The 16,627-nt window shown below is 64.5% G+C and carries 18 protein-coding genes; 10 read left to right on the top strand and 8 right to left on the bottom strand.

Features of this window, described 5'->3' with window-relative positions; genetic code table 11:
• Nucleotides 1-16: 16 nt before the first annotated feature.
• Together QAZ47_RS13120 and QAZ47_RS13115 are read left to right on the top strand one after the other, a co-directional pair.
• On the top strand, nt 17-1,432 hold the full coding sequence (locus tag QAZ47_RS13120; RefSeq protein ID WP_278233522.1) for an ATP-binding protein: 1,416 nt from the start codon (nt 17-19) through the stop codon (nt 1,430-1,432).
• A gap of 204 nt (nt 1,433-1,636) precedes the next feature.
• The gene (locus QAZ47_RS13115; protein ID WP_278233521.1) at nt 1,637-2,701 is read left to right on the top strand and encodes a glycosyltransferase family 1 protein; all 1,065 of its coding nucleotides are present in this window, start codon (nt 1,637-1,639) and stop codon (nt 2,699-2,701) included.
• Here QAZ47_RS13115 and QAZ47_RS13110 read toward each other — a convergent pair.
• The 3 genes from QAZ47_RS13110 to QAZ47_RS13100 form a co-directional block, all read right to left on the bottom strand.
• A complete protein-coding gene (locus QAZ47_RS13110) occupies nt 2,693-3,052 on the bottom strand; it encodes a tRNA-binding protein (RefSeq protein ID WP_278233520.1) in 360 nt (119 codons plus the stop codon). The two genes, QAZ47_RS13115 and QAZ47_RS13110, sit on opposite strands and share 9 nt — an antisense overlap.
• Before the next feature lie 18 nt (nt 3,053-3,070).
• Entirely contained in the window at nt 3,071-3,571 is a 501-nt protein-coding gene (locus QAZ47_RS13105) for a YbjN domain-containing protein (RefSeq protein ID WP_040970944.1), read from the bottom strand.
• Between the two features lie 318 nt (nt 3,572-3,889).
• Entirely contained in the window at nt 3,890-4,192 is a 303-nt protein-coding gene (locus tag QAZ47_RS13100) for an accessory factor UbiK family protein (RefSeq protein ID WP_278074946.1), read from the bottom strand.
• A gap of 131 nt (nt 4,193-4,323) precedes the next feature.
• On the opposite strand from QAZ47_RS13100, the gene lgt reads away from it, so the two are divergent.
• From lgt to QAZ47_RS13070, 6 genes are all read left to right on the top strand, one after another.
• A complete protein-coding gene (gene lgt / locus QAZ47_RS13095) occupies nt 4,324-5,178 on the top strand; it encodes a prolipoprotein diacylglyceryl transferase (RefSeq protein ID WP_278233519.1) in 855 nt (284 codons plus the stop codon).
• Nucleotides 5,175-6,242 carry a class I SAM-dependent methyltransferase gene (locus QAZ47_RS13090; protein ID WP_278233518.1) on the top strand — a complete coding sequence of 356 codons (1,068 nt, stop codon included), beginning with the start codon at nt 5,175-5,177 and terminating at the stop codon, nt 6,240-6,242. Before lgt ends, QAZ47_RS13090 begins: the two co-directional genes overlap by 4 nt.
• A 119-nt stretch (nt 6,243-6,361) precedes the next feature.
• A complete protein-coding gene (gene pgeF, locus QAZ47_RS13085) occupies nt 6,362-7,150 on the top strand; it encodes a peptidoglycan editing factor PgeF (RefSeq protein ID WP_278233517.1) in 789 nt (262 codons plus the stop codon).
• A complete protein-coding gene (locus QAZ47_RS13080; protein ID WP_278233516.1) occupies nt 7,150-8,301 on the top strand; it encodes a Xaa-Pro peptidase family protein in 1,152 nt (383 codons plus the stop codon). The genes pgeF and QAZ47_RS13080 overlap by 1 nt, the downstream gene beginning before the upstream one ends.
• A 54-nt stretch (nt 8,302-8,355) precedes the next feature.
• Nucleotides 8,356-8,967 (top strand): hypothetical protein, encoded by a 612-nt coding sequence (locus QAZ47_RS13075; RefSeq protein WP_278233515.1) that lies wholly within the window; start codon nt 8,356-8,358, stop codon nt 8,965-8,967.
• 256 nt (nt 8,968-9,223) lie between these two features.
• Nucleotides 9,224-10,159, top strand: a complete 936-nt coding sequence (locus tag QAZ47_RS13070) for a ribose-phosphate pyrophosphokinase (RefSeq protein ID WP_278074952.1) — start codon at nt 9,224-9,226, stop codon at nt 10,157-10,159.
• Here the strand turns inward: QAZ47_RS13070 and QAZ47_RS13065 are convergent.
• A complete protein-coding gene (locus tag QAZ47_RS13065) occupies nt 10,156-11,040 on the bottom strand; it encodes a helix-turn-helix transcriptional regulator (RefSeq protein WP_278233514.1) in 885 nt (294 codons plus the stop codon). The two genes, QAZ47_RS13070 and QAZ47_RS13065, sit on opposite strands and share 4 nt — an antisense overlap.
• 128 nt (nt 11,041-11,168) lie before the next feature.
• Between QAZ47_RS13065 and QAZ47_RS13060 the strand changes: the two genes are divergently transcribed.
• Nucleotides 11,169-12,398: an MFS transporter gene (locus QAZ47_RS13060; RefSeq protein WP_278233513.1), complete on the top strand. Its 1,230-nt coding sequence runs from the start codon at nt 11,169-11,171 to the stop codon at nt 12,396-12,398.
• Between the two features lie 80 nt (nt 12,399-12,478).
• On the opposite strand, the gene QAZ47_RS13055 is transcribed toward QAZ47_RS13060, so the two are convergent.
• Nucleotides 12,479-13,342, bottom strand: a complete 864-nt coding sequence (locus tag QAZ47_RS13055) for an alpha/beta hydrolase (RefSeq protein WP_278207167.1) — start codon at nt 13,340-13,342, stop codon at nt 12,479-12,481.
• A 146-nt stretch (nt 13,343-13,488) separates the two neighbouring features.
• On the opposite strand from QAZ47_RS13055, the gene QAZ47_RS13050 reads away from it, so the two are divergent.
• Nucleotides 13,489-13,929 (top strand): MarR family transcriptional regulator, encoded by a 441-nt coding sequence (locus QAZ47_RS13050; RefSeq protein ID WP_278207832.1) that lies wholly within the window; start codon nt 13,489-13,491, stop codon nt 13,927-13,929.
• Between the two features lie 17 nt (nt 13,930-13,946).
• Here the strand turns inward: QAZ47_RS13050 and QAZ47_RS13045 are convergent, their stop codons facing one another.
• From QAZ47_RS13045 to QAZ47_RS13035, 3 genes are read right to left on the bottom strand one after another with little or no spacing between them, the layout of a single operon-like run.
• Entirely contained in the window at nt 13,947-14,708 is a 762-nt protein-coding gene (locus QAZ47_RS13045; protein ID WP_278233512.1) for an ABC transporter ATP-binding protein, read from the bottom strand.
• A gap of 17 nt (nt 14,709-14,725) precedes the next feature.
• Nucleotides 14,726-15,724: an ABC transporter substrate-binding protein gene (locus QAZ47_RS13040; protein ID WP_278233511.1), complete on the bottom strand. Its 999-nt coding sequence runs from the start codon at nt 15,722-15,724 to the stop codon at nt 14,726-14,728.
• Between the two features lie 47 nt (nt 15,725-15,771).
• Nucleotides 15,772-16,620, bottom strand: coding sequence for an ABC transporter permease (locus QAZ47_RS13035; RefSeq protein WP_278233510.1), 849 nt, complete (start codon nt 16,618-16,620; stop codon nt 15,772-15,774).
• Nucleotides 16,621-16,627: the final 7 nt, after the last annotated feature.

Here is a 16,627-nt window from a genome sequence, read left to right as displayed (position 1 = left end):
ATGAGCGGAAGGGCGAATGGCGACCACGCAACTGGAAAAGCCGAAAGGAGGCGGCCCCGGCGATCTCGCGCTGCGGACGCTGAAGGCGATGCCGCGCGCCTGGAACAGGTTCTGGCGCCTGGTCGCGCTCTACATGCCGAAGCGGCTTTATGCCCGCTCCCTGATCATCGTCATCGCGCCGATGATCCTGCTGCAGTCGGTCGTCGCCTTCGTCTTCATGGAGCGCCACTGGCAGACGGTCACCCAGCGTCTGTCGCAGGCGACCGTCCGCGACATCGCCGCCATCATCGACATGATGGAGACCTATCCGCACGATGCCGATTACGCCAACATCATCCGCATCGCCCAGGACCGCATGCAGCTCAAGGTCGATCTGCTGCCACCCGATCCGCTGCCGCCGCCCGGGCCGAAGCCGTTCTTCTCCATCCTCGACGAGGCGCTGTCCTCGGAGATCACCAGGCAGATCAACCGCCCCTTCTGGATCGACACGGTCGGCAATTCCAACATCGTCGAGGTCCGCGTCCAACTCGAAGGCAAGGTGTTGCGCGTCTTCGTGCGCCGCAGCCAGGCCTATGCCTCGAACACGCACATATTCCTGATCTGGATGGTCGGCACGTCACTGGTGCTGCTGATGATCGCCATCCCCTTCCTGCGCAATCAGATAAGGCCGATCCTTACCCTTGCCGAAGCCGCTGAGAGCTTCGGCAAGGGTCGGCCGATGCCGCGCGATTTCCGCCCGCGCGGCGCGGAGGAAGTGCGCCGCGCCGGCTTCGCCTTCATTCAGATGCGCGAGCGCATCGAGCGCCAGATCGAACAGCGCACCGCCATGCTGACCGGCGTCAGCCATGATCTTCGAACCATCCTCACCCGCTTCAAGCTGCAGCTGGCGCTGGCAGGCGGCAAGGCCGAGACCAAGGCCGCGCTCAACCAGGACATCGACGACATGCAGTCGATGCTGGAAGGCTATCTCTCCTTTGCCCGCGGCGAGGCCGCCGAAGATACCGGCCGCTTTGATCTCGAGACCTATTTCCAGAAGATGGACGAAGAAGCGCGGTTGCGCAAAGCCAGGCTTACAACGACTTTGACCGGTGATCCGGCCGTGCATGTGCGGCCGAAGGCATTTGCCAGGCTGCTGTCCAACGTCATCGGCAACGCCTTCCGCTATGCCAAGACCGTCGAGGTAAATGCCAACCACGGCCGCGGTTCGCTCACCGTCACCATCGATGACGACGGTCCCGGCATCGCCCCCGACAAGCGCGAAGAGGTGTTCAAGCCATTCCTGAGGCTCGACGAGGCGCGCAACCTCGATGCCAGCGGCACCGGCCTCGGCCTGTCGATCGCCCGCGACATCGCCCGTAGCCATGGCGGCGACGTCACGCTTGAGGACAGTCCACTTGGCGGTCTGCGCGCCGTGATCAAGGTTCCCGCGTAAGTCCGGGCAGGTCGGGTTTCATCGGCCCGTCATGAAATCATGGTCAAGAGCGCGCATGAAGCGCGCAACCTCTATCGATTCGGCCCTGCCGCCCCGCTTCGATCCCGTACCTGGCCGGGTACGCTGGAGCGAAGCGCGAGCTGCTGCCTGGTTGCCGTTCCGCCACCACGCGGGTGCGCTCAAAAACCTTTCCAAGGGATCGTCATGCGAATCCTGATGGTCACCGATGCATGGCGGCCGCAGGTCAATGGCGTGGTCCACACGCTGGAGCGGCTTACCGAAACGCTGAAATCCTTCGATGTCCAGGTCGATTTCCTGACGCCGAACATCTTCCGCACCTTGCCGCTGCCGACCTATCCGGACATCCGCCTCGCATTGACGACGCCCGGTCATGTCGCGCGCCTGATCGATGCGCGCAAGGCCGACCATATCCACATCGTCACCGAAGGTCCGCTCGGCATCATGGCGCGCCGTTACTGTCGCAAGGCCGGGCGCCCCTTCACCTCCAGCTACCACACGCGTTTTCCCGAATATCTCAGCGCCCGCCTGCCGGTGCCGGAGAGCTGGGCCTATAACTGGCTGCGCGACTTCCACAATTCCGGACAGGGCACGCTAGTCGCCACCCAGTCGCTTGCGGACGACCTTGCCTCACGCGGCTTCAACAAGCTGAGGCCCTGGACGCGCGGCGTCGACACCGATCATTTCCGGCCGGACAAGCGCAAGGAGACGAGCTTCCCCCGCCCCGTCTTCCTCTGCGTCGGCCGCGTCGCGATCGAAAAGAATCTGACCGCCTTCCTCGATCTCGACTTGCCGGGCAGCAAGGTGATCGTCGGCGAGGGGCCCGAACTGGCAAAGCTCAAGGCCCGCTATCCGAACGCGCATTTCCTCGGTCATCGCCCGAACGACGAACTGGCGGAAATCTACGCATCCGCCGACGTCTTCGTCTTTCCAAGCCGAACCGACACCTTCGGCAACGTCATTATCGAGGCTTTGGCCAGCGGCACGCCGGTGGCCGCCTATCCTGTGACGGGACCGATCGATATCGTTGGTGACGGCGTCGGCGGCGCCGTGTCGGAGGATCTGGGCGAGGCCGCGCTCAAGGCGCTTCAGATCGACCGCCCGGAAGCGCGCCAGCGCGCCATGCGCTACAGCTGGAAGGCCTGTGCGGAAATGTTCCTCGACGTGGTCGAGGAAGCGCTGGGATTGCCGCGCAAGCGCGCCGATCAGGACGTGGCGACGTCAGGCCGGCCCAGGCTTGTCCTAGAATAACCGCCCGCCGTCCGGCACCTTGCGCTCGATGGCGCCGAGCACCACGGCGCCCTCTTCATCCGGAAAGCCCAGCGTCAGCACTTCCGACATGAACGGGCCGATCTGGCGCGGCGGAAAGTTCACCACCGCGAAAACCTGCCGGCCGATCAGCGTCTCCGGCTTATAATATTTGGTGATCTGCGCCGATGACTTCTTCACCCCGATGGCCGGACCGAAGTCGATCTTCAGCTTGATCGCCGGCTTGCGCGCCTCCGGAAAATGCTCGGCCTCGATAATCGTGCCGGCACGGATGTCGACGCGGTCGAAATCGGCAAAGCTGATCTCGGGCTTGCGCTCGCTGCTGGAACTCATCGGCGGTATTGGCTTCGCTCAGGCGTTTCCATGGGTCTCGAAGAGGACGCTGGACAGCGCGTCCTTGGCCGATGTACCCGACCAGACCACGAACTGGAAGGCCTGGAAATAGCATTCGCAGGCTTCGAGCGCCGAGGACAGCAGCACCTCGACCTGCTGGCTCGAAGGCTCGACCCCGCCGGCAAGCAGCAGCGACTGCCGGAACATGATCGCGCCCTCCTGCTCCCAAAGGTCGAAATGGCCGAACAGCATCTGTTCGTTGATGAGCGACAACAGCCGCATCACTTCCAGCGCGCGCGTTTCCGGCACCTTGATGTCGAAGGCGCAGGCCAGATGCAGCGCCTCGAAATCCTCCATCCAGGAGAACGAGACGTGATAGTCGGTCCAGCTTCCGGTCACCGAAATCGAAATCTCGTCGTCGCCGGCACGTTCGAAGGACCAGTCGTTGTTGTGGGCCACCTGCTCGATGACATCCACCGGGTGGATTTCGCGGGAGAATTCGAGTTCGAGGAGTTCCATGAATGCTTCCTGTCGTTCTGAGAGCGCCACACGCTCCGCGAGAGAGGGCACGCACAACGAACAATCTTGTCTAGAACTCGGACGGCCAGGGCTTTCCATACGCAAAGACCCCAACCGGACCCCACCGCCCGGCGCATGACCCTGCTCCGAATCATGCAACAAATTCAGTCTATTGATCGGGAGTCGCGTGAACAGCCCAATTTTTCGCACCGCGTCATTCGCATGTGGAAAGGCGCTGTCAAAAAGATTCATGCAACGCCGGTAAGCGATTCACGGCAAAGCGATTTTTCGGATCGCGCTTTGTGGAAAAGTTTACGATTATTTTTTTGATCTGGGCTTCGGCGCAGCCGCCGGTGCGGCCTGCCCGGTCAATTCGGCGATCTTCGCCTCGAGCGCTTCGACGCGCGAGGCAAGCTGGATGTTGTCTTCCCTGGCCTTGACGGCCATCTCGCGCGCGGCCTCGAACTCCTCGCGCTGCACCACGTCCATCGAGTTGAGCAGCCGCTCGGCCTGGCTGCGGAAGGCTGTCTCCATCTCGCGCCGAACGCCCTGGGCGGCCCCCGCGGCATCCGTCATCAGCTTGGCGAATTCATCGAGAATGCGGTTCGTTCCGGTCGACATGGCAAATCCTCGCTTGTTGATTTTGACGTAGTGGCGCGCGGCACGGAATGCAAGCGAAGCCTTGCCTTGACCCCGCCAAAACCCTGCCGCATGGTCCGCGCCGAAATGCGACCGTGCCCGGGAGACCCCGTTTGAGCGAATATTTCCTGCTGCCGCTGGCCTCCCTGCCCTTCCCCAACATCGATCCGGTCATCGTAAATATCGGGCCGCTGGCGGTGCATTGGTATGGCGTCGGCTACATCGTCGGCATTCTCTTCGCCTGGTGGTACGCCAGGCGCCTCGTCACCAACGCCAGCCTTTGGCCGGACCGCAAGCTGCCGATGAAGCCAGAGGACCTCGACGACTTCATCGTCTGGGCGGCGATCGGCGTGGTGCTCGGCGGGCGCACCGGCTATGTCCTCTTCTACGACCTGCCGCGCTATATCGCGCATCCGCTCGATATCTTCGCCGTCTGGCAGGGCGGCATGTCGTTCCATGGCGGCCTGCTCGGCGTCATCCTCGCCATGACCTGGTTTTCGCTGAAGCGCGGCATCCACACCTGGACTCTGTTCGACGTCGTCGCGGCCGGCGTGCCGGTCGGCCTCGGATTGGTGCGCGTGGCCAATTTCATCAATTCGGAGCTCTGGGGCAGGCCCACGGATGTTCCCTGGGCGATCGAATTCCCAAATGGCGGTCCGTTCACCCGGCATCCAAGCCAAATCTATGAGGCGCTGCTCGAAGGCCTTGTGCTCTTCCTGGTGCTGCGCTTCCTCACCCATTCGCGGCTGAAACTCGGGACGCCACGCTTCGTCGGCGGCGCCTTCATCTGCGGCTACGGGCTGTCGCGCATCTTCGTCGAGTTTTTCCGCGAGCCCGACCAGCAGCTTGGCTACCTGCTCGGCACCAACTGGCTGACCATGGGCATGATCCTGTCCTCGCCGATGGTGCTTGCCGGCATCTGGGCCATGGCCACCGCAAGGCCGATGACGCAAGCGCAGCCGGCATGACCCGGCTGAAGGAGCGTATCGTCGGCTTGATCGGTGCCGTGGGGCCGATCCCGGTCAGCGAGTATATGGCGCTCTGCCTGTTCGATCCCGAGCACGGTTATTATACGACGCGCGAGCCCTTCGGCGCCGCCGGCGATTTCGTCACCGCGCCGGAGATCAGCCAGATGTTCGGCGAGCTTGTCGCCGTCTGGCTCTACCAGGCCTGGCAGGGCGCCGGCCGACCACTCCCCGTGACCTTCGCTGAAATCGGCCCCGGACGCGGCACGCTGATGAAGGACATGCTGCGCACCTGGTCGCGGCTCGACCCGGCGTTTGCCGCCGGCGCGTCCTTCGCCATGATCGAGACCAGTCCACGCCTGACCGAAATCCAGAAAGAAACGCTTGCCGGCCAGAGTGCGGCCCTGAGCTGGCACCAGACCATCGACACGCTGCAGCGGCAGCCGCTCTTCATCGTCGGCAACGAGCTGTTCGACGCAGTGCCGATCCGCCAGTTCGTCTATGTCGGCGCAGGCTGGCGCGAGCGGATGGTCGGCCTCGACGATGCCGACAATCTCCACTTCTTTGCCGGCGCTGGCTCTGTCGACCCAGCCTTGCTGCCGGCTGGCGCGGCAGACTCGCCGCAAGGCGCGATCGTCGAAGTGGCGCCGGCCCGCTCGGCGCTGATGTCGGCGATTGCCGAGCGCATCGCCGGCCATGGCGGCGCCGGGCTGTTCATCGACTATGGTCACCTTGAGCCCGGCATCGGCGACACTTTGCAAGCTCTGCGCAGGCACGATCACGAAGACGTGCTGGCCAATCCCGGCGAGGCCGATCTCACCGCCCATGTCGACTTCGCGGCGTTGGCCGCAAGCGCCCGTGCCCACGGCCTAGAGGTGGAACTGACCACGCAGAGCGAATTCCTGCTCGGCATGGGCTTGCTCGAGCGCGCCGGCGCGCTGGGCGCCAAGGCCGATGACGGCGCGCGGCGGGCGATTTCCGACGCGGTCGAACGCCTCGCCGGTCCCGATGCGATGGGCGAACTGTTCAAGGTGATGAAGATCCGGCCGGCCGCGAAAACCGGCTGACATCGGCCGACAACCCGTGCAAGCTGGTCCCGCCACTTGCCCGAGCTCCGCCCCTTGCCGAACTTCCCCTACCGAACTTCACCTTGACGAAAGCGCCCACGCGGACAACAAACCCATCCATGCTGAATCAGACCAGACCCGATCCAGTACGTTCGCCTCTGCTCGATAAGGCGCGAGGCATACGCCACGGCTATTTCACCCGTATCGGCGGCGTCTCCGGCGGCATCTACCGGGGCCTCAACATCGGCACCGGCTCTAGCGACGACCAGGCGCTTGTCGCCGAGAACCGCCGCCGTGTCGCCGACTGGATGGGGGTGCCGGCGGACCATCTGCTCACCGCGCACCAGGTCCACTCCCCCGACGTCGTCATTGCCCGGGAGCCTTTCGCAAGCCCTCGCCCCAAGGCCGACGCCATCGTCACCGACCAGCCTGGCATTGCCGTCGGCGCCTCGACCGCCGATTGCGGACCGGTCCTGTTCGCCGATGCCGAGGCCCGCGTCATCGGCGCCGCCCATGCCGGTTGGAAAGGCGCCTTCACCGGCGTGCTCGAAAACACCGTTGCCGCGATGGAAGGTCTCGGCGCCCGCCGCGACCGCATTGTCGCCGTGCTCGGTCCCTCCATCGGTCCCGACAATTACGAGGTCGGGCCCGAATTCGTCGCCCGCTTCGTCGAAGCCGATGCCGGCAATCAACGCTATTTCCGGCCGTCGGTGAATCCCGACCACTCGATGTTCGACCTCAACCAATATACGGTCGACCGGCTGCGAAACGCCGGCGTGACCGCCGAGGGCCTCGGCCGCTGCACTTACGAGGAAGAAGACCTCTTCTATTCCTATCGGCGCACCACCCACCGCAAGGAAGCGGATTACGGGCGCCAGGTTTCGGCAATCGTTCTGGAGAAAGAGTAATGGCGCTGCATTTCGAACGTTCGGAATTCGACGCTCGGCGTGACCGGCTGCTGATCGAGATGGCCGAAAAGAAGCTCGACGCCGTGCTTCTGTTCGCGCAGGAGAGCATGTACTGGCTGACCGGCTACGACACATTCGGCTTTTGCTTCTTCCAATGCCTGGTGGTGAAGGCCGATGGCTCGATGGTGCTGCTCACCCGTTCGGCCGATCTGAGGCAAGCGCGCCATACCTCGACCATCGACAACATCGTGCTGTGGACCGATCGCGACGGCGCCAATCCGGCGATCGACCTGCGCAACCTGCTCAATGACCTCGATCTGCTCGGCGCCCGCATCGGCGTCGAATACGACACGCATGGCCTGACCGCCTACAACGGCCGCCGCGTCGATGAGCAGTTGCAGACCTTCGGCCAGATCGCCGATGCTTCCGGCATCGTCGGCCGGCTGCGCCTCTTCAAGAGCCCTGCCGAGATCGCGAAGGCCGAGAAAGCCGCGAACCTTTCCGACGATGCGCTGGATGCCGCCTTGCCGCTGATCAAGCAGGGCGGCGACGAGGGACTTATCCTGGCCGCAATGCAGGGTGCGATCTTTGCCGGCGGCGGCGATTATCCCGCCAACGAATTCATCATCGGCTCGGGTGCTGATGCCTTGCTCTGCCGCTACAAGGCCGGACGCCGCAAGCTTACCAAGAACGACCAGCTGACGCTCGAATGGGCGGGCGTCTTTCATCACTACCACGCCCCGATGATGCGCACCGCGTTGACCGGCAAGGTCTCGAAGCGCCACCAGGAACTGTTCGATGCCGCCCGCGCCGCGCTGCTTGCGGTCGAGAAGGCGATGACGCCGGGCAACACTTTCGGCGATGTCTTCGATGCGCATGCCCGCACGCTCGAAGCGCATGGTCTGACCAAGCACCGGCTGAATGCCTGCGGCTACTCGGTCGGCGCCCGCTTCACGCCGTCATGGATGGATATGCCGATGTTCTACCAGGGCAATCCGGAGCCGATCGCGCCCAACATGACGCTGTTCGCCCACATGATCATCATGGATTCGGAGACCGAGACGGCGATGACGCTCGGCCGCACCTACCTCACCACGGAATCGGCGCCGAAGCCGCTCTCCCGCCATGATCTCGACTTGATCGTACAGTGAATCCATAATGGTTGGTTCACGCGGGGGCGTCGCCGCCAGGGAGTTTTCGGGCAAATGAGACGATCGCGGATGACGACCGTGTCATTGCTTGCGGCGCTGGCGCTTGGCGCTTGCACCAACGCCAAGGACGTCCTCGATCCTTCTGCCGTCAAGCCGCCGGCGAATTCGGCTCAGGCCTTGCCGGCCACCCAGGGCATGTCGGCCACCACCTCCCCGACCACGACCGCGCCTGCCCCCACGACAACGGCGGCGGCTTCGACGCCCGCCACGCCGGCTCAGACCGCCGCAATCGCCAAGACCCGGCTGCAGGTGGCGCCGATCGTCGGCGCCTCCGTGGAGGCCGCGGCACCCTTGACGGCGGAACTGCAGGCGCGCGCCAGGCAGCGCGGCGTGACGCTGGTCGGCAGCACCGACCAGACGGCGACGCACGTGCTGAAAGGCTATTTTTCGACGATGTCGGAAGGCAAGGACACCACCGTCATCTATGTCTGGGACGTCTACGATCCGTCGGGCAACCGCCTGCATCGCATCAACGGCCAGCAGAAGGCACCATCGGTCGGCAGCGGCGAAGGCTGGCCGGCGGTCGCGCCCTCGGTCATGCAGGCGATCGCCGATCAGACGATCGACCAGTTCACCGCCTGGCTCGGCAGCGGTGGCGCCGGCTAGAGCAACTCCACGACAACCGTGCAACGATTTTCCGTCCACGTCGAAGCAGATAGCTGGAGCGAGTCGGTGATTCCGCCACGCGTTGAAACCGGCCCAACGGATCTGTTGCCGGCTTGCGATGCAATCGGCCTTTGTTGCACCTTCTCGAAGGATTCCCGATCACGAGGCTTGCAATACCGGCGCGGGCCGCTAAAAGCCCGCTTAAAAGGCTCATGAGAGTCTGTCGGGTCTCTCCATCCTTCACCAGGAACGGTGCATGAAGCTTTTCGCGGGCAATTCCAACAGGGTGCTGGCCGAGGCGGTCGCTCGCTATCTCAACATTCCGCTGGGGAAGGCCAGCGTCAGGCGCTTCGCCGATCAGGAAATCTTCGTCGAGATCCAGGAGAACGTGCGCGGCGAAGATGTCTTCATCCTGCAGTCCACTTCTTTCCCGACCAACGACCATCTGATGGAACTTCTCATCATGATGGATGCCTTCATGCGCTCCTCCGCCCGGCGCATCACGGCGGTCATCCCCTATTTCGGCTATGCCAGGCAGGATCGCCGCGCCTCCGGCCGCACGCCCATCTCTGCCAAGCTCGTCGCCAACATGATCACCCGCGCGGGCGCCGACCGTGTGCTGACGCTCGACCTCCACGCCGGTCAGATCCAGGGCTTCTTCGACATCCCGACCGACAACCTGTTCTCGGTGCCGGTGATGGCCCGCGACGTGAAGGCGAAATACAAGCAGCTCGGCAACGTCGTCGTCGTGTCGCCCGACATCGGCGGCGTGGTCCGGGCGCGCGCGCTGGCCAAGCGCTTCGACGCGCAGCTCGCCATCGTCGACAAGCGTCGTGAGCGCCCCGGCGAATCCGAGGTCATGAACATCATCGGCGCCGTCGCCGGCAAGGACTGCCTGTTGATCGACGACATCGTCGATTCGGGCGGCACGCTCTGCAATGCGGCCGAGGCGCTTCTCAACAACGGCGCCACCAGCGTCACCGCCTACATCACCCATGGCGTGCTCTCGGGCGGCGCGGTGACCCGCATCGCCGGCTCGAAGCTGCAGGAACTGGTGATCACCGATTCCATCCAGCCGAGCCAGGCCGTGCTCGATGCGCCCAACATCCGCGTCATTTCTATCGCCGACCTGATGGGCGAAGCGATCTCGCGCACGGCGACCGAGGAATCGGTCTCCAGCCTTTTCGACTAAACCGCGGCGCTGCTGGCCTGGGTCAAACCGGCAAGCCGCCTGCTGCCTTCGCCCGCCTCGCGCGCGCCGCGCATATAGCCGCGTGGCGAGGCGCCTAACATGCGCTTGAACATGGTGATGAAGGCCGGCACGCTGTCGTAGCCGAGGTCGAGCGCCACCCTGGTGATCGGCTCGCCGTCGGCCAACCGGGGCAGCGCGGCGAACAGACAGGCCTGCTGGCGCCATGTGGAAAGCGACAGCCCGGTCTGGCGATGGAAGGCGCGGGTGAAGGAGCGCCGGCTCATGCCAGCGGCATCCGCCCATTCGTCGATCGTCGCATGCGGCGAGGGCGCCGCCACGAAGCGCCGGCAGAGAGCCGCGAGCTTCGGGTCCGACGGGAAAGGCAAGCCGAGCGGCCGCTCCGGCAGGTTCGGGATCTCGTGCAGCAGGAGCCCCATGATCAGCCCCGCTCGCCCTTCGAGCTCGCCGCCCTGCGGCAGCTTCTCCGATTCCACGATCAGGCTGTGCATCAGTTCGGTGATGCCGACGACGCGCAAGCCCCCAGGCAGGCCGGGAATGGCATCCAGCATAACATAGACCGAGCGCATCGAGACATCGCCCAGCATCTCGACCGAGTGTTCGATGCCGGCCGGTATCCACATCGCATGGTCGGGCGGCACCATCCAGCGCCCGTGCCTGGTCGTCACCAGCACCACGCCGACCAGCGCATGCAGCAATTGGCTGCGGCTGTGGCGGTGCCGCGGCACGTGGTAGCCGTCGGGATATTCGGTCGGCAGCGCGACCGCAGGCCCGACCGCCTGCTCCAGCCATTGCCAGCGGCTTTCGTGCAGCCGGCCGAGCTCGGCGGCGTCGCCCCTGAAGATTTCCCGACCATGCGGCATCGAATGTGGCCCACTTGCGAAACTATTGGACCAAACCACGAAAGAAGTCGCCATTCAAGCCGATTATAAGGCAAGCGTCCTATCAGACTGCCTGCGGTTCGCCGCCAAAAAGACCACGGAGCATTGCCTTGACCGATACGACCGCCACCGCCGTCGCTGCCCCAGCGGCGGCCAGCCACCCCTCGGCGCAAGCGACGGCCTTCACCGTCATTCTCGCGGTGAGCTTCTGCCACTGCGTCAACGACATCATGCAGTCGCTGCTTTCGGCCATCTACCCGCTGCTCAAGGACAATTACGGTCTCGATTTCTGGCAGATCGGACTTTTGACCTTCACCTTCCAGGTGACGGCCTCGCTGCTGCAGCCGGTGATCGGCATGATCACCGACAAGCGGCCCATGCCTTATTCCTTGCCTTGGGGCATGGCCTCGTCGCTGGTCGGGCTGGTGGTGCTTGCGCATGCCGGCCATTACTGGCTGCTCCTGATCGGCGCCTCGCTGATCGGCATCGGCTCGGCGATCTTCCACCCGGAATCCTCGCGCATCGCCCGCTTCGCCTCCGGCGGCCGCTTCGGCCTGGCGCAGTCGCTGTTCCAGGTCGGCGGCAATTTCGGCCAGGCGATGGGACCGCTGCTCGCCGCCTTCATCGTCGTGCCATTCGGCCAGACCAGCATTTCCTGGTTCGCCGTCGGCTCGCTAATCGGCATTGTCGTTTTGTGGCAGGTCGGCGGCTGGTACAGCCGGCTGCGCGCCTCGATGGCCGCCCGCAAGCAAGCGGCCCACGTCTCGCCCTTCCCGCGCAGGAAGGTGATGGGAGCGCTGGCGGTGCTGACGCTGCTGGTGCTGAGCAAGAACGCCTATATCGCCTCGCTCTCCAGCTACTACACCTTCTACGCCATCCATAAGTTCGGCGTTTCGGTGCAGATGAGCCAAGTGATGCTGTTCCTGTTCCTCGGCGCCTCGGCGCTGGGTATCCTGCTCGGCGGCCCCTTCGGCGACCGCTACGGCCAGAAGGCGATGATCTGGTTCTCGATCGTCGGCGTGCTGCCGTTCACGCTGGCGCTCCCCTACGCCAACCTGGAATGGACGATGGTGCTCACCGTGCTGATCGGCCTTATCCTGTCGTCGGCCTTCTCCAACATCGTCGTCTTCGCGCAGGAACTGGTGCCGGGACGCGTCGGCATGATCGCCGGCATCTTCTTCGGCTTCGCCTTCGGCATGGGCGGCATCGCCGCCGCCGTGCTCGGCGTCATTGCCGACATGAAGGGCATCGACTTCGTCTACCAGATCTGCTCCTACCTGCCCTTCCTCGGCCTGCTGACGGTGTTCCTGCCGAACATGAGGGAAGCCCGGAAGGCGTGATGCCGGCCACGGCCCGCGAAGAACCCGGAGTCAAAGCACCCGCCTGACGGCGGGTGCCGCGTCTATCCAACTGGACGATTCTAGGCCTTGAAGAAGGCCAGCAGGTCGGCGTTGATGACGTCCGCATGGGTCGTCGCCATGCCGTGCGGGAAACCCTTGTAGATCTTGAGCTCGCCCTTCTTGAGCAGCTTGATCGCAAGCAGCGCCGAATCCGCGATCGGCACGATCTGGTCGTCATCGCCGTGCATGACCAGCACCGGCACGTCGATTGCCTTCAGGTCCTCGGTGAAGTCGGTTTCCGAGAAAGCCTTGATGCAGTCGTAGTGCGCCTTGGTACCGCCCATCATGCCCTGGCGCCACCAATTGTCGATGATCCCTTGCGACACCACGGCGCCCGGGCGATTGAAGCCGTAGAACGGACCGGCCGGAACGTCGCGGAAGAATTGGGCGCGGTTGGCCGCCTGGGCGGAGCGGAAGCCATCGAACACCTCGATCGGCAGGCCGCCGGGATTGGCATCGGTCTTGAGCATGATAGGCGGCACCGCACCGATCAGCACGGCCTTGGCGACGCGGCCGCCGGAACCGTATTGGGCGACATAGCGCGCCACCTCGCCGCCGCCGGTCGAATGCCCGACATGGATGGCGTCCTTGAGGCCGAGATGCTCGACAAGTGCCGCCACATCTGCGGCATAGGTGTCCATCTCGTTGCCGGTGTCGGTCTGGGTCGAACGGCCGTGGCCGCGGCGGTCATGCGCGATGACGCGGTAGCCTTTCGACAGGAAGAACAGCATCTGGGCATCCCAGTCGTCGCTGCTCAACGGCCAGCCATGATGGAAGACGATCGGCTGACCGGTTCCCCAATCCTTGTAGTAGATTTGCGTTCCGTCCTTGGTGGTGATCGTGCCGCTGCCCGAGCCGGCCTTTGCATGCGAAGCTTCAGTCATCTCCATCTCCTATAATTTTCGCGATAAACAATATCGCGATAAAAATATGCCTAATCTGGTCGAGCTCGCTTGTCCACAAAAATATGTATCACGATAACATTTTTCGTGGTACACATTTATCGCTCAGCCGGCAAAAGGAACGCGTCGTGCCACTCCCCTTGGACAATCAGCTCTGTTTCACGCTTTACGCCACCAGCATGACAATCAATCGTACCTACAAGCCTATGCTGGACGAAATGGGGATCACCTATCCGCAATATCTGGTGCTGAACGCGCTTGGCGAGGCGGATGGCATGTCGGTGGGCAGCATCGCGCACCGACTGGCCCTGGAATCGAGCACGATCACGCCCCTGGTGAAGCGGATGGAGCAGGCTGGTCTGGTCACCCGGCAGCGCAGCCAGACCGACGAACGCCAGGTGCAGGTCGACCTGACCCCTGCCGGACGCGCTCTGTTGGTCCGGTGCAATTGCCTCAACGAGACCCTGATCGAGCGCTCGGGCATGACGCTGGCCGAGCTCGACGCTCTGAACCGGCGGGTTCAGGCGCTTCGGGATGCGCTGAACAGTGACCTGGCCGGCGGCGGCTGAAGCTTGCGCACTATTCCTTAATGCAGGCCGAACTCGCGCAGCAGCTCCTCGCGGTAGCGCACGAAGCGGCTTTCGCTGCGCTCGCGCGGTCGTGGCAGGTCGACGTCGATCAGCCTTGCCGCGCCACCCTTCTCCTTGGGCAGGATCAGCACCCTGTCGGCGAGATAGATCGCCTCCTCCAGGTCATGGGTGACCACGACCATGGTGACGTTCTCCTCGCTCCAGATGCGCGCCAGTTCCTCCTGCATGGAGATCTTGGTCATGGCGTCGAGGGCCCCGAGCGGCTCGTCGAGCAGCAGGATCTCCGGCTGCACCGTCAGCGCCCTGGCGATGCCGACGCGCTGCGCCATGCCGCCCGAGAGCTGCCTCGGATAGGCATCGCTGAATTCGGCAAGGCCAACCAGCGCGATGTAGAAGCGCGCCCGCTTCTCGGCCTCCGCTTTGGGCACGCCGCGCACCTCGAGGCCGAAGGCGACATTGCCGAGTACGGTGAGCCAAGGCAGCAGGCGCGGCTCCTGGAAGATCACCGCCCGCTCCTCGCCGACGCCCTCGATCTCTCTCCCGTCGATGGCGACGGCGCCGCCATCGGCCTTCTCCAGCCCGGCGAGAATGCGCAGCAGCGTCGTCTTGCCCGATCCGCTGGCGCCGACGATCACCAGGCATTCGCCGGGGCGGATGTCGAGGTTGAGCGAGCGCAGCACGGCGAGCTGGCGCCCGCCGAGGCTGAAGGATTTCGACAGGTCGCGTATCGTGACCTCGCCGCTGCGTGGCGTCGCCATGGCTTGCGCCTCCATGCTCAGTTGGTCTTGGTCTCGCCGGGACGGTAGAGGATATCGGCGGCCTTGAGCTTGCCTTTCGGCAACCGGCCGTCGCGTTCGAGGACGCCTACCCAGAAGTCGACGTCGCGGTCGGTGACCGCCGCTTTTTCGCGCAGGCCGAAGCCGGTCCAGTAGCGCGCCAGCTCGCCATTCTCGCCGCGTTTGTCGAGGACGCCGGCGAGCAGCTTGCGCGCCTCGTCCGGGTTCTGCCGCGACCAGTCGGCGGCGCGTGCGGACTGCTCTACGAAGTTGCGGGCAGCGTCGGGCTTGGCGGCGATGAAATCGCGCCGCAGCACGACGAAACCGCCGGCGATCTCGCCGAGCACGTCGGTGTCGTTGAAGACGCCGCGCACGCCGCCATTGCTGACCAGTTGGCCGGCGAAGGTCGTCTGCCAGTAGCCGAGACCCGCGACATCGACCTGGCGCGAGCGCAAGGTCTGCTCGAGCTGCGGCCCCGGCACCACGACCAGCTTGGCGGCATCCGGCGGCAGGCCAACGCCCCGCAGCGCCTCGCGCACCGTATAGTCGAGATGGGCGCCGAGCGTATTGACCGAGATCGTCTTGCCCGCGATATCCGCGATCGATTTGATCGGGCTATCCTCCAGCACATAGAAGACGCTCTTGACCTCCTTGTCGATGCCGTTGCTCGGATAGGCGGCGACGAAGTCGTTGCCGCCGGCAATCGAGTTGATCACGGCCGGCGTGGCGGCCGAACCCAGGTCGACGCTGCCGGAGGCGAGCGCGAACAGCGATTCCGGGCCGCCTGCGGCGTAGCCGACATTCTCGAGCTCGATGCCGAGACCTTTGAAATAGCCGAGCTCGGCGGCGAGCTCGTGCGGGGAAATGCCACCGCGGCTTGCGAGGTAGCGTATCTTGACGGAAGCGGCTTGCGAGCGGGCGATCGAAGGCAGGCCTGCGGCGATGATGCCGGCGGCAAGCGGGGCACGCAGGAGAAGCGAACGGCGTGTGATGGTCATGGTCCGGCCTTTCATGGTTTCAGGGATGACTGTGAAAGATTGGCGGCTTAGCCGGCGGTGCTGCTCCAGCGGCAGAGTCGCCGCTGCAGGCTGACCAGCGCCTGGTTGGCGATCAGGCCAAGCGCCGCAAGAATGACGATCGCCGCGAACATCAGCGGAATCTGGAAGTTGTACTGCGCGTTCATCACCTGGAAGCCGATGCCCTTGTTGGCGCCGATCATTTCCGAGGCGATCAGCAGCAGCAGCGCGGTGGTGGCGCCGAGCCTCAAGCCGACGAAGATCGAAGGCACCGCGCCTGGCAGCACGACGCGGCGGAAAATAGTCAAGCGTCGGGCGCCATAGACGCGCGCCATCTCAAGCAGCTTCGGGTCGACCTCCTTGACGCCGCTGATGGTGTTGAGGAGCAGCGGAAAAAGCGTCGCCCAGAAGATGACGAACACTTTGGAGGCCTCGCCCAATCCCAGGAGCAGGATGAACACCGGATAGAGCGCCAGCGCCGAGGTCTGGCGGAACAGTTGCAGGATAGGGTCGAGCGCGGTCTCCACGGCCCGCACCTGGCCCATGACAAGGCCGAGCGGGATGGCGACGAGGACGGCCGTCGCGAAGGCCAGGCCGGCGCGCTGCAGGCTGATGGCGATGTCGCCGAGCAGGCTGCCGCCGGCAAGCCCCTTCCAGAGCGCGGCGACGATCGCGTCGATCGGCGGCAGCACCGCCGCATTGACCCAGCCGCTGCTTGCCGCCATCTGCCAAAGCGCCAGGAAGCCCAGAAGCAGGCCATAGCGCGACAGAATCCGCGCCGAGGTCCGGCCGGCCAGCCGCAGGGCCTCGGTACCGAAGCTGTTGCCGCCGTCACGCCTGCCGATGCCGATTGGTCGTTCGATGTGCTGCAAAGTCATCGTCTTG

The organism is Mesorhizobium sp. WSM4904 (genome assembly GCF_029674545.1).
Classification (GTDB): domain Bacteria; phylum Pseudomonadota; class Alphaproteobacteria; order Rhizobiales; family Rhizobiaceae; genus Mesorhizobium.
This window is presented reverse-complemented; position numbering and strand designations above follow the sequence as displayed.

Bases quoted from the DNA above. Each gene is read 5' to 3' on its own strand.
- QAZ47_RS13035 (WP_278233510.1), bottom strand. From the start codon at position 16,620: ATGACTTTGCAGCACATCGAACGACCAATCGGCATCGGCAGGCGTGAC.
- QAZ47_RS13090 (WP_278233518.1), top strand. From the start codon at position 5,175: ATGACCCGGCTGAAGGAGCGTATCGTCGGCTTGATCGGTGCCGTGGGG.
- QAZ47_RS13080 (WP_278233516.1), top strand. From the start codon at position 7,150: ATGGCGCTGCATTTCGAACGTTCGGAATTCGACGCTCGGCGTGACCGG.
- QAZ47_RS13100 (WP_278074946.1), bottom strand. From the start codon at position 4,192: ATGTCGACCGGAACGAACCGCATTCTCGATGAATTCGCCAAGCTGATG.
- QAZ47_RS13105 (WP_040970944.1), bottom strand. From the start codon at position 3,571: ATGGAACTCCTCGAACTCGAATTCTCCCGCGAAATCCACCCGGTGGAT.
- QAZ47_RS13040 (WP_278233511.1), bottom strand. From the start codon at position 15,724: ATGACCATCACACGCCGTTCGCTTCTCCTGCGTGCCCCGCTTGCCGCC.
- pgeF (WP_278233517.1), top strand. From the start codon at position 6,362: ATGCTGAATCAGACCAGACCCGATCCAGTACGTTCGCCTCTGCTCGAT.
- QAZ47_RS13045 (WP_278233512.1), bottom strand. From the start codon at position 14,708: ATGGCGACGCCACGCAGCGGCGAGGTCACGATACGCGACCTGTCGAAA.
- QAZ47_RS13055 (WP_278207167.1), bottom strand. From the start codon at position 13,342: ATGACTGAAGCTTCGCATGCAAAGGCCGGCTCGGGCAGCGGCACGATC.
- QAZ47_RS13110 (WP_278233520.1), bottom strand. From the start codon at position 3,052: ATGAGTTCCAGCAGCGAGCGCAAGCCCGAGATCAGCTTTGCCGATTTC.
- QAZ47_RS13065 (WP_278233514.1), bottom strand. From the start codon at position 11,040: ATGCCGCATGGTCGGGAAATCTTCAGGGGCGACGCCGCCGAGCTCGGC.
- QAZ47_RS13070 (WP_278074952.1), top strand. From the start codon at position 9,224: ATGAAGCTTTTCGCGGGCAATTCCAACAGGGTGCTGGCCGAGGCGGTC.
- QAZ47_RS13120 (WP_278233522.1), top strand. From the start codon at position 17: ATGGCGACCACGCAACTGGAAAAGCCGAAAGGAGGCGGCCCCGGCGAT.
- QAZ47_RS13075 (WP_278233515.1), top strand. From the start codon at position 8,356: ATGAGACGATCGCGGATGACGACCGTGTCATTGCTTGCGGCGCTGGCG.
- QAZ47_RS13115 (WP_278233521.1), top strand. From the start codon at position 1,637: ATGCGAATCCTGATGGTCACCGATGCATGGCGGCCGCAGGTCAATGGC.